The following is an 11,500-nucleotide window of genomic DNA, read 5'->3' as shown; positions in this document are numbered from 1 at the left end:
ACTGTTCATTTGGACCATACCTCTGCATTAAGCAGAATGTATCATGGCAGAATTATTTATGTACGTTAGTACATCTGAAGCTTTCGCCCTGCATCAGAAACAGTGATATCAAAGGCATTGTAAATGACATTTTGTCGGCAAACCAATCAGTAGGTAGTAATACAGACCGATTAGACCGTCTACGCCGGGAAAAAGCGAACAACAGCCGTATCAGTAACTGGTGGAATGATCGCAGCGACAAAATCGATGAGGCCCAGCTTGACCTCAACAAATCGATAGGACGGTTAACTCAGAAGTCTTCCCAGCTACTGGTGGTGAATACTGCTATTTCCAAGGTGCTGAGTGATCAGCAAGGTATTCTGCTAAAACAGCAAAGACTGCTGGAAGAACAGACCAAACAGCTTAAAGAGCAGAACCAGCAAATTCTTAAACAACAGCGCACCCTGGAAGATCAACAGAAAGATATCTGCAAAGCAAATCAGGGCCTTCTGGAAGCAAAAGGTCTAACCCAGGAACAAGCCAAAAAACTGGTTGGCTGCGTTAAAAGGGTAGAAGAAGCAGAGTCAAAGGTAGCTCAGGCAAATGAATCCCTTCGCCATGAAACAAAAGATATGCTTGACTCTGCAGTTTCGTATATCAGCAACAGGGTTGACTACCAAAAGGCAGAATTTACGCGCAACCATGATGCTCTTCAGGTCAGCCTGTGCGAACAGCTACAGGCCCAAAAAAACTGGATGGGTGAAGAGTTTGTACAGATTCAGGATAGCCAGCAGCAGTTCAATAAAGTTCTAACTGGAAAATTCGAGGATTTCAGCAGTACAACCCACCAGACATTAGCGGCGGCGGCTGAGGAAACAGGCAGGGTATTAGAGGAGCAAAACAACTATATACATAAGCAAGTGTCTGAACTAACCAGCACGCTTGCAGAAAACCAACATGCGTTGCAAAGCTCACTGGACGAATCTCGTGCCCAGCTGCTTGCAAAAAGTGAAGAAGCAGAAAAAACGCTTCTGAGTAGGCAATCAGCATTTGAAGAGAAAAGCTGCCAGACACAGACTGCCCTGGAGTCCAAGTTAGACCAGGCAACTACCAAGCTTACAGAAATCAACGAACAGCTGGCTCAAACCAGACTCGATCTGCAAGAAGCCAATGAAGCCAACAGCTCTTATAAAATTCGCGGCACATGGGCTATGGCCTTAATCGGTATAGTGGCTGCTGGTGCTGCAAGCTGGCAGGTTGGAACCTATTTTTCAATTTTTTAAGAACAACTATTCATAGGGGGGCTGCTCCCCCCTATGGGTCCCACCTCAACTCTTGCTCATAACCAAGATACTTTTACACTGCAAGGTTAAATTTTTCTCCAAAATCCTCCATCAAATGCCTTGAAGTTTGTCGATTGGCTTGCAAAAGAAATCAACTCAGTCCAGCCCTGCGGATAAGACTGAATTCAAGAATCTTCAAACACATCAGAAAACGCATCATAAGTCATATCGTACAAATCAACCTGATGGATGTGCCGTCTTACCACCGCGTCACAGCCATCATCATCAACCTCAGTGTTTTTCACGGATTTGGCAGGCACAAGGCCATGATGCGCTTTTTTGTCCAGAAAATCAGAGAGCCCCGTCACCAGTTCTGGAAAAAACTGTTTTATATAATCCACAAAAAGACGCATGGCACTCTCATTACCCATCATCTCTGAATAACAATCGTAAAATCCAAGATTGTGCCTGATGGTATTCAAAATCATCCTGCGCCTTTTGGGCCAGTTCGCCCGAGCATACGCCTCTGGCTGCATCGTCTTAGTGATTCGCTTCCAGGTGGCCAAGGGAAATGGGGTCGGAAAACAGCACTCGCCATCATCATTGATGACTGTTACCGGGCTGCCATCAAGCGTCACATACACATCCAGTACCGGTGCTTCGTCGGCAAAATAGTAATCCATACTCTGGGCCACCTGGATAATTTTCGTTCTCAGTGGCGCAGACACCCGCACCTTTTTCATCCGTTTAAGTGCTTCCTGATAACTCAGGATGCAGTCATGATCTTTGCGGATATAATCATGGCAAGAAACCTGGTTACCAACAACAGCCGGGAATACACTGTTCAGTGCTGCTGCGACTTTTGATCGCACTGGAAATAAATCACCCCAGTCCACCTCCACAGCATAGGCATAAACATACTCGCGGATTATTGGGTTCATATGAATTCCTTTTCATAAATATTCTGCACGGTACACACCCTATAATTCAGCAAAATGACTGTCGGGTGAAGCCTTCACTGGCACAGGCCACGATATTGCTCAATCGTTCAGATTAGCCCTGACTGAATGGTGATCCATGCTCAACCTGACAGAAAATTCGCTCCCTTCTTTGAATTGATAGTCATTGGAATCCCACTGTACTTTTATTATTCTGATATAAAAGAAAACACCGACCCCTAACATGCCCCAGCTCAACCAACCCTGCAGCAAACACTTCACCTACCGGCAACTGATTGAGTGCGGTGAAACTTGGCAATCATCATCTATTGATAACCTGCCGCTCGCTGACGAGAGCTGGCAGGCTCTTGCCGATTTGGCGACTCATATACTCGATCCGATTTATGAGCAGTTTGGTGCCCTGGAAATAACCTATGGCTTTTGCTCACCCACATTGGCGACTGCAAGAAAAAAACTGGCCAAAGAGCAGGGCGTGCTGCCCTCTATCTATCCCACACTGGATCAGCATAGCTGCTTTGAAAAAAACAAGAAGGGAGACACCATCTGCTCTCGGGGAGGGGCTGCCTGCGATTTTCATGTGCCGGACACCTCATCACTGGAGGTAACCACTTGGATCGTTAAACAGCTCCCCTTTGACAGGCTCTATTTTTATGGACATAACCAGCCCATTCACGTTAGCTACAACAGCGACTCTCAAAATGCAGCCATATGCATAATGACACCCAAAACCAAAGGCCAGGGCTATATTCCCCGGAACCTCTCTGCTGAGCGTTTTCTTGAACAATTTCAGCTATAAATAAAAGCTATGAAGAATGATATGAAACGGTTGCACACAACTTGAGCTTGGTTAAAAACTGCCTAAAGCTCTCTATCTGCAACATTCGACACAGGTGGAAACCGCACCGGTCTTATTCTCATGTATTCACCAGTAGGAAGTCACGAACTCAGACATACCTGCCACCCTTACTATCCACTTCAGCCTGCGTAAAAACTGAATGAAGTATTGGAGTTATGAGTATTTTTTTATTTATCCACACAAGGAACTGGGCATAAAGTGTCATTTTACTCAACTTGGAGAGACTTATACACACTCAATGACCCTAACCCTCTCTTTTCTTCGTTTCTGCTAGGTGATCCCCACACCCAGCGACTTCTATCCATGCATCAACAAAGCTGGCACAATAGATCCACATCGCATAACCAAAGACTTATGAGCTATGAGGCTTTCGCTCGTTAACAGTGAACTGTAAAGCCTATGGGCGGTAGCGTGCCTGAAGAAGTAACAACCAAAAACAATAAGCTTTTTTGGTAGATAGCGCACACTCTCGAAAAGCACTGCCTTAATTATCACCTCACCATTGTAGCCACTTTTTTGAGCATCAAAATGGAAAATACCAACCTTCTAGAAGCACTAAATAATTACTCGGAAGGTGAGTTATCAGAACTTCTCGGCTATGACAGCATACAGGCGTTCAGGAATCTTCATGAAAGGGAGCTTACCAACTCTGAGCTGGTCACTGCTGTATCAACCTTTTGTGGAACAAAAATACTGAGTAACCCTAAGCTAAGAAAAGACCTGATTGATAGACTTTCGCCTGCCCAAGCCAAGCAGCTTTGCAAGTCCATTCTGGCGTCACGTGGTGCTCTGGAGGAGGCTGTAAACGAAGTCAATGATCATTATGCTCTGCTGGAAAAATTAGCCTCTGAACACCAAGACGTTTTCATGGGGCAGTTTGGTGTTACCTATAGCCCACCCCAAAAAACAGTTAGAAGTCTCAAAGGTATTACCCCAGCTTACCCCATGTACCCTTATCAGATTTCAATGGTTCATAAGGTTGAGGATATCCTGGATAACAGTGATGACAAAAGGTGTATGGTTCACTTACCTACCGGTGCAGGTAAAACCCGAACCGCAATGAACCTGGCTTGTCAGCACCTCCGTCAGAATAAGAAAGGGCTCGTACTGTGGTTGGCAGATACATCCGAACTCTGCGATCAGGCTTTTGATGAGTTTGAAAAAGCGTGGGGAGCCTTGGGCGACAGAGAAGTCAAAATCTATTCCTATTACTCATCAACAGATATTTCTTTGGGTGGCATAGACAGTGGCATGCTGATCGCTGGCTTGCAAAAAATGAATGCGGTTAAAAAAGGTAAAAGAGCCATTCTCTATAACATGTTACGTGAGCACGTTAGCCTGATTATTTTTGACGAAGCCCATAAAGCTATTGCTTCTACTTATGCTCAAATTGTTGGAGATATGTTTAGCACTATCGGCTCCACCAAGCTGATCGGTTTAACTGCAACACCGGGGCGCAAGCTCGAAAATGATGATGAGGATGAAAGGCTAGCGGCATTTTTTGGTAGAAACAAAGTCACCATGCAGGTGGCTGGCCATAACTCACCGATAAACTATCTCGTTGAAGAGGGCTACCTTGCCAAAGCAAATTTCAAGAATGTTGTATATGACGGTAGCACCATATTGCATGCTGATGAGTTCTCAAATAAAAACTACAACAATCAAATCATTGAGTACCTCTCTGATGACGCCGCCCGGAACAAAAAACTTCTTGAAGTAATTAAGCACGAATACGATCAAGGCTCATCCACTATTGTGTTTGCCTGTAGCGTCGAACATGCCAGAAAGCTTGCAATATTGCTGTCATTTGAGGGCATAACTGCATACTCACTTGATAGCGATCAGGATGACTCTGTATCACGGGCTTACAAAATCGCTAAATATAAAAATAAAAGCGTTCGGGTTTTGATCAATTACGGCATTTTGACTGCAGGCTTTGATGCCCCTGTCACCAACGTGGCCATTATTGCTCGGCCTACCGATTCTTTAGTTCAATATTCGCAGATGGCAGGCAGGGCTATGAGGGGAATAAAGAGTAAGGGAAACAAGGATTGCACGATTTACACGGTAAGAGATGACATACCTGCATTCAAAAGTGTTATCAGTGCATTTTCGCACTGGGATAGCTTATGGAATGAGCACTAATCCGAGCTTGACAATCTGAAACTTTGTATTGACTAACTGGTCAGATACTAATAAGACACAAGACGTTGTCCAGCTTAGTCCTCAACTTAAAATGAAATGATGAGTAACATGACTGAACCAAGATTAGACAGACCTTTTATCCGTGGTCAAATTGCCATTGAATCCATGAGAGATAATGGATTTTTGAGTGCTGCCCATGCATTGGCAGAGTTGATTGACAACAGTATTCAAGCAGGAGCTAACCATATTGAGCTTTTAGCGTTTGAACAGCGTTCAGAAGCTAAAGAAGGTGGGCGCTCTCGCCGGAATGTCGATAAGATTGCTGTTTTTGATAACGGTGCCGGAATGAGCAAAGATGTCCTGCATTTAGCTCTGGAGTTTGGCGCATCCAAAAACCGTGATGATAAAGAAGGTATTGGCCGTTTTGGTATGGGGCTACCCAACTCGTCAGTATCACAATGTCGCAGGGTTGATGTATGGAGCTGGCAAGAAGGTTCAACGATTGCTCACACCTATCTTGATATTGATGAAATTCTAGACGGTAGACTGGAAACAATCCCTTATCCAGTGGATTCTGAAATACCTGAAGATATTGCAAAATGTCTCGGGGAAGGCCTTCCCAAGTCAGGTACACTTGTTCTATGGAGCAATCTTGATCGTTGTCAGTGGAAAACAGGTACAACCATCTACAAGCATACGCAGGATATCGTTGGCCGCATGTACCGTAAGTTCATGCAAGATGATCAAGTAACCATTCGCTTCAAATGTGCATTACTGGACAATAATCTGTACATCATTGATAACGAAAGTAAATTCAAAGCGAATGATCCGTTATTCTTGATGAAGGATACAGCACTGCCTGACCTTCCCGGAGATTTCAAAGGGGAAGCCTTTTTTGAGATAGTCGATGATGGCAAGTATGAATTTGGTATCGCTGATGAAAATGGAGTTGAACAGAAGGTTCAGATTGTCGGCAGTATTGTCAAAAAACCCATACTTGAGGAAATACTCAAAACAACTGATGGTAAAGCAGGCTCCACCGCATGGGGTAAATATGCTTACAAAAATATTGGCGTTTCCGTAGTTCGAGCTGGCCGTGAATTGGCGCTTACAGATGAGTTTCTGACTACAGATATGAAACAATATACTGGCCGTTGGTGCGGTATTGAGATTTCATTTTCTCCAGCGCTTGACAGAGTCTTTGGTGTTACCAACAACAAGCAGCATGTAGTTAATCTTAAAATGATGAACATGGCTGAAGAGGCTCTGAAAGAAGGCTTTGAGTCAGAAGCGGACTACAGGGCAGACTTACGTGAGAATAATGATCCAAAACTCAAAATTTATGAAGTTATTGATCAAATTCTTAACGTCAGGAGTCAGCTGCAAAAGCGCTTGGCTGAGCTGAGCTTTGATGGCAAAAAGAGCAAGCTATCTCAAAGTGGAAGTTCAAAATCTGTTGAAGACATTATCCGAGATATTAACATCAAAGAAACAGAGCGTGAGAAAAAGCACCCTGTTTTTGATGATGCACCGGTTACTGTTGAAGAAGTAGAGAAAACTCTGATCGAGACTGGCTCCTCTGAGACTGAGGCCAAGGTTGTAGCTGAAAGCATCGTAGAAAATAAACTTAAAGTCTGGGTTGAAGAACGCCCACTTTCTACTCCTGCATTCTTTGATGTGACCACCAGTAAGGGATTCACGCTTCTCCAGCTGAACTCAAACCATGTCTTTACTACTGAGATTTTGCAGCAGCTACCCAAGGAAAAACGAGAAGCCATCGAAATATGCTTGGCAGGCTGGGCTCGAATGGAGCGCGAAACTACCAGTGAGAAGAGAAAGCAGCAATTACAAATGGCTCGAAAAGACTGGGGGCAATTACTCGAAGACTTTCTTGATGATGAAGAGTAATTCAAACGCTCTTCACAACTCCTCATATTAACTGCCATACCTATGTGTTGAGAATGGCAACATCCTCAACACATCTTTTCTCGATGAACTTAATTAAATCTGCAAGATTCAACGAAACTCTGGAAGTTCAGTTAAGTAGTGCGTCTTCGGTAAAAATACTGAGTGCATACATTACTGACAGTGCTGTGAATACTCACAAAGAAAGTCTGAGAAGCAATGGCAACACTACAATTGTAGCCAGGGCAATACCACAGGACTTCTTAGCAGGCTCATCAACAATTAGCGCTTTCGAATCACTGCTCAATATTGGTGTAGACCTTCGAATACATCCATCGCTCCATGCAAAGCTCTATTTGATTAATGAATCCGTTTTGTATCTTGGCAGCGCTAATTTCACCAATAATGGTTTAAGCATTTCCGGAGATGGTAATCTTGAGTTAATGACGAAGGTTACTGCTGATGAAGAAGACCTGCTAATGGTCAATAGCATTATCGCTGAGTCGATTCCGCTCACAAGAACCATGCTGGAGAAAATGAAAGAGTTGCTCTCTGACATTACTCTGGAACTGACGAAATATAATTTAACCTGTTGGCCAGAGGATATGCTTGAGCAATCAACAGAGCTTTGGATGAAGGACTTTCCATTACTTAATCCACTCGAGGACATAGATGATGACTTTAAAACCACGCACGATGAGCAGCTTTTTAACTGTGAAAGCAGTGGACTAACCAAAACCATCATCAAAAACAGTAAAGTCTTTCAATGGTTAATGACCTCGCTTGAGGAGCATCATGATAAATGCTTCTATTTTGGTGAACTCTCAACAGCAATCCAGCAAGCACTTCAAGATGACCCGCGTCCATACCGTACGGACGTCAAAGCACTTACTCAAAATCTACTAGGTTACTGTCAGGTTTATCTCACTGGAGAAGTGCTAGTTGATCGTCCCCGCCACTCTCAGCGCATAAAACTCCTTCAATAGAATTTCAGGCCCCCCTCATTATGATATATCTTGATTTTGCCGCATCAACCCCTGTTCTGCCTGAAGTGATGGAGGCAATGCGCCCATGGTTTACGGACTTTTATGCTAATCCATCCTCCTCACACCAGATGGGTCGGCAGGCAGCAGAAGCGATAGAACAGGCACGTACCACTATTGCTGATGAAATTGGTGCTTACCCCAGTGAAATTATATTTACCAGCGGTGCAACCGAGTCCAACAACTTAGCCATTAAAGGGATTGCTTGGGCGAATAGGGAAAAAGGGCGTCATATCATCACTTCATCTATCGAGCACAAGTGTATTCTGGCTATCTGCCACTACCTGGAAAGAGAAGGTTTTGAAGTTACGTATGTCGATCCAGACCAGGAAGGCGTGATTCATCCGGAAAAAGTGAAGGAAGCAATCCGCTCTGACACCATTCTGGCCAGCATTCATCATGTCAATAATGAACTAGGCACCATTCAACCTATTGAACAGATAGGTGCCTTATGTTTGGATCGAGGCATTCCATTTCATACTGATGCAGCTCAATCCTTTGGTAAGCTCGATATTGATGTTGATGATCTGAATATTGATTTGATGTCTGTTTCCGGACACAAGATTTATGGTCCTAAGGGGATTGGTGCGCTTTACATTCGTAATATACGAGAAACTAGAATTACGCCTGTTATTCATGGGGCCGGGCAAGAAATTGGACTTCGCGGAGGAACCATGGCTACTCCTCTAATAGTTGGATTTGAGTCTGCACTCAGAAACAGAAATGATAGAGAACATATAAATACTATATACAGTATTTTTTTGGAGAAGATATCATCAGTTGATATAACCCATAATGGTTCGCAAAAAAAAATTCCAAATATTTTAAATATCACTATTAGCAACCTTGATTCTAACAAACTATTTAATGAGTATAAAAATCATGTGTCTATTTCAAGTACTTCTGCATGTTCTTCTGCATCAGTAGAACCGTCACACGTTCTCAAGGCAATAGGGCTTAATAGAAATGCTAGCGAAAGGACTATTAGGCTTAGCTTTGGAATTCAATCATCCACCGAAGAAATTACCACTATTACAAACCTAATAAAAACTTCATTAAAGCATGAGTGATAACTATATAGATTTCCCCAACATTGGGGATTGTAGAGTATGGAAAGAAGATTTCATCAATATTCAAGCAAAGAAAATACCAAAACTACAATGGTCAAAAATAGGAAAACTTACAAAAGCCAACCTAAAAAAATCACCTACATGTCCTGGTGTATATATATTTATAAGAAGAAGCAAGCTAGAAGACCTATTTCCAGTAGACAACTTTATCCGCTTGTGGTTTATATAGGCAAAACCAATAACCTGAATACTCGACTTGAGTCATATCTGCTTGACAAAAGGGAATCAATAAAAGCTAGTGCAACAAGAAAAATTCGAGAGAACATAAAAACCATGTTTTCAGAGTATGGTGACAGTTTGGAAATTTTCTTGGCGGCAGTACCTCCTGACAACTTGACAACTGTGGAAGACACTCTCATTCAGTTATTTGATCCAATTTTTAATTCATCTCAGAGATTATCCAAGGATGATTTCAATAATTACTCAAATTATATTTCGGCAAGTTTTGATGAGCCATATGATGCTTATATAGAAAATGAGCCGGACTATTCAGCACAAAAAGCATTCAGTCAAAATTCATTTCTTCTTTGTAATCCCGAACCTGCTTTTTAAGAGGAAATCTAATGAGCACAAATTACGTCCCCGCACTTAAAGCAAAAATGGGTGATTGGACTTATTACATCACTAAAATGAAATTTGGTGAGGTTGCAAAGCAGGTGGAACTCGCCGAGGAGATTCACCCAAATAAAGAGTTAGATCAATTAATACAGCGAGAGTTATCCGGAAGGGTAACAGATATGACAGAGTTTTTACTAAATGAAAAACAGCGATTTTATGGAAGCCTTGTTGTAGCCATCTATAATGGCAACCCACAGTTCCACCCAATACGTATCGACGAGCAGCATGGTATTGTTGACAAAGTTAATCATTCATTTGGTCTATTGCAAATGGATGGAAGCCAGACTTATTTTGCCCTTGACGGCCAACATAGGCTTGAGTCAATTAAAAATGCTGTTAAAGAGAATGTTGATCTAAAAAATGAAGAAATCTCCGTCCTTATAATAAAACATGATGAAACAAAAGATGGAATGGTTCGAACAAGGCGGCTTTTCACAAAATTGAATAGGTATGCAAAGCCTACAGACCAAAAAACAAATATTGCAATTGACGAAGATGATTGTGTAGCAATCACTACAAGACGTATGGTAAGAGAGTTAGACGCAATAAAGAAATTGATAAAAATAGACTCAACTGGAAAGCAGATTTCAACATCAACAAAGGATTCAATCTACTTTTCTACTTTGGCATCCCTGTACGAGTGCAACTATACGATTGGACAGTCTTATAATAATGGAACTGACCTTGATAAAGATTTTCTTTCAAAAAGACCTGACGATGCTTTTTTGGATGACTTTTATTTATATCTATCATCAATATGGGAGCAACTTTTTTCAAAAATCAAACAGCTAGAAGAAATTTCGAGCCAAAAAAGCAAACCTGGTAAATACAGAACGAAAGATGGAGGATCGATATGGATGAGGCCTATTGGGCAACTAATTTACGCTGAAACCATTCAAAGATCTCTACTTGAAGACAAAGAGATAAGCGAGATTACTGATAATCTCAACAAGATCCCTACTGATTTAACCAAAGAACCATGGGTTAACATAATTTGGAATCCTGATACAAAGCGAATATCTGGCGCAAAAGCAGAGAGGGCATTCATAACAGAACTTTTGTGCAAATCAACAGGATTAGCAAAAACAAAAATCAACAAGAAGGACCTTGAATCTAAATATGCTGAGTATCATAAAACCAAGTCAAAAAAACTTCCGATCTTTAAATAAATAAGGGTAAATTGAGCAAGCTCAATATAAATTGAATTGAGCTGCTATTACTATTTAAGTTGCCCATACCTCAACCAAATCATCTGGCTCGGTATCTGAGTCAATGGATGGTTTAACTCTTTTTCGGTTTCAAGTGTATGGGCTTCACATAGAGCAAAACTCACACAGGATGTTTCACAACCGCCAGATCCAGCCAGCATTTCAAGTGACGTATACTGTGAACCCGTCGTAATTTCACAGCCAAAAACGCAGACACACTCCTTTCTTGATTTCTTAACTTTTTTTACACCATCTCGGTTCCATGAAGTATTTGACAAGTGCATAGGATGTGCAACCTTCTCACCGTCTTTATACTTCAAATCTGTTACTTGCTTCTTCTGCATTTCGAAATCCTTTTCATGCATTATCGAACT

General features: G+C 42.1%; 10 protein-coding genes. 8 read left to right on the top strand and 2 right to left on the bottom strand.

Annotated features, from left to right (window positions below; genetic code table 11):
- The coding region (locus ACO6UY_RS20670; protein WP_422491079.1) for a hypothetical protein at positions 1-1,262 on the top strand (1,262 nt) is incomplete at its 5' end.
- Positions 1,263-1,447: 185 nt separating this feature from the next.
- Here the strand turns inward: ACO6UY_RS20670 and ACO6UY_RS20665 are convergent.
- Complete coding sequence (locus ACO6UY_RS20665; RefSeq protein ID WP_422491077.1) at positions 1,448-2,203, bottom strand: hypothetical protein; 756 nt, start codon at positions 2,201-2,203, stop codon at positions 1,448-1,450.
- 241 nt (positions 2,204-2,444) lie between these two features.
- Between ACO6UY_RS20665 and ACO6UY_RS20660 the strand changes: the two genes are divergently transcribed.
- From ACO6UY_RS20660 to ACO6UY_RS20630, 7 genes are all read left to right on the top strand, one after another.
- Positions 2,445-3,017, top strand: coding sequence for a hypothetical protein (locus ACO6UY_RS20660; RefSeq protein ID WP_422491076.1), 573 nt, complete (start codon positions 2,445-2,447; stop codon positions 3,015-3,017).
- 588 nt (positions 3,018-3,605) lie between these two features.
- Positions 3,606-5,222, top strand: coding sequence for a DEAD/DEAH box helicase (locus tag ACO6UY_RS20655; protein WP_422491074.1), 1,617 nt, complete (start codon positions 3,606-3,608; stop codon positions 5,220-5,222).
- A gap of 108 nt (positions 5,223-5,330) precedes the next feature.
- Positions 5,331-7,130, top strand: a complete 1,800-nt coding sequence (locus ACO6UY_RS20650) for an ATP-binding protein (RefSeq protein ID WP_422491072.1) — start codon at positions 5,331-5,333, stop codon at positions 7,128-7,130.
- Positions 7,131-7,183: 53 nt separating this feature from the next.
- A complete protein-coding gene (locus ACO6UY_RS20645) occupies positions 7,184-8,113 on the top strand; it encodes a phospholipase D-like domain-containing protein (protein WP_422491070.1) in 930 nt (309 codons plus the stop codon).
- A 20-nt stretch (positions 8,114-8,133) separates the two neighbouring features.
- On the top strand, positions 8,134-9,240 hold the full coding sequence (locus tag ACO6UY_RS20640) for a cysteine desulfurase family protein (RefSeq protein WP_422491068.1): 1,107 nt from the start codon (positions 8,134-8,136) through the stop codon (positions 9,238-9,240).
- Positions 9,241-9,279: 39 nt separating this feature from the next.
- Positions 9,280-9,852: a GIY-YIG nuclease family protein gene (locus ACO6UY_RS20635; protein ID WP_422491067.1), complete on the top strand. Its 573-nt coding sequence runs from the start codon at positions 9,280-9,282 to the stop codon at positions 9,850-9,852.
- Between the two features lie 11 nt (positions 9,853-9,863).
- The gene (locus ACO6UY_RS20630) at positions 9,864-11,087 is read left to right on the top strand and encodes a DNA sulfur modification protein DndB (protein WP_422491065.1); all 1,224 of its coding nucleotides are present in this window, start codon (positions 9,864-9,866) and stop codon (positions 11,085-11,087) included.
- A 50-nt stretch (positions 11,088-11,137) separates the two neighbouring features.
- On the opposite strand, the gene ACO6UY_RS20625 is transcribed toward ACO6UY_RS20630, so the two are convergent.
- A complete protein-coding gene (locus tag ACO6UY_RS20625; protein WP_422491064.1) occupies positions 11,138-11,470 on the bottom strand; it encodes a hypothetical protein in 333 nt (110 codons plus the stop codon).
- Between the last annotated feature and the right edge of the window lie 30 nt (positions 11,471-11,500).

The sequence above is a fragment of the Endozoicomonas sp. ALE010 genome, assembly GCF_049310165.1.
In the GTDB taxonomy this organism is placed as follows: domain Bacteria; phylum Pseudomonadota; class Gammaproteobacteria; order Pseudomonadales; family Endozoicomonadaceae; genus Endozoicomonas.
The sequence above is the reverse complement of the archived record's forward strand: the minus strand, read 5'-3'. Positions and strand labels throughout refer to the sequence as shown.

What these genes read in the sequence shown, in the direction of transcription:
- ACO6UY_RS20660 (WP_422491076.1), top strand. Translation starts at nt 2,445, where the DNA reads ATGCCCCAGCTCAACCAACCCTGCAGCAAACACTTCACCTACCGGCAA.
- ACO6UY_RS20630 (WP_422491065.1), top strand. Translation starts at nt 9,864, where the DNA reads ATGAGCACAAATTACGTCCCCGCACTTAAAGCAAAAATGGGTGATTGG.
- ACO6UY_RS20665 (WP_422491077.1), bottom strand. Translation starts at nt 2,203, where the DNA reads ATGAACCCAATAATCCGCGAGTATGTTTATGCCTATGCTGTGGAGGTG.
- ACO6UY_RS20655 (WP_422491074.1), top strand. Translation starts at nt 3,606, where the DNA reads ATGGAAAATACCAACCTTCTAGAAGCACTAAATAATTACTCGGAAGGT.
- ACO6UY_RS20640 (WP_422491068.1), top strand. Translation starts at nt 8,134, where the DNA reads ATGATATATCTTGATTTTGCCGCATCAACCCCTGTTCTGCCTGAAGTG.
- ACO6UY_RS20635 (WP_422491067.1), top strand. Translation starts at nt 9,280, where the DNA reads ATGGAAAGAAGATTTCATCAATATTCAAGCAAAGAAAATACCAAAACT.
- ACO6UY_RS20625 (WP_422491064.1), bottom strand. Translation starts at nt 11,470, where the DNA reads ATGCAGAAGAAGCAAGTAACAGATTTGAAGTATAAAGACGGTGAGAAG.
- ACO6UY_RS20650 (WP_422491072.1), top strand. Translation starts at nt 5,331, where the DNA reads ATGACTGAACCAAGATTAGACAGACCTTTTATCCGTGGTCAAATTGCC.
- ACO6UY_RS20645 (WP_422491070.1), top strand. Translation starts at nt 7,184, where the DNA reads ATGGCAACATCCTCAACACATCTTTTCTCGATGAACTTAATTAAATCT.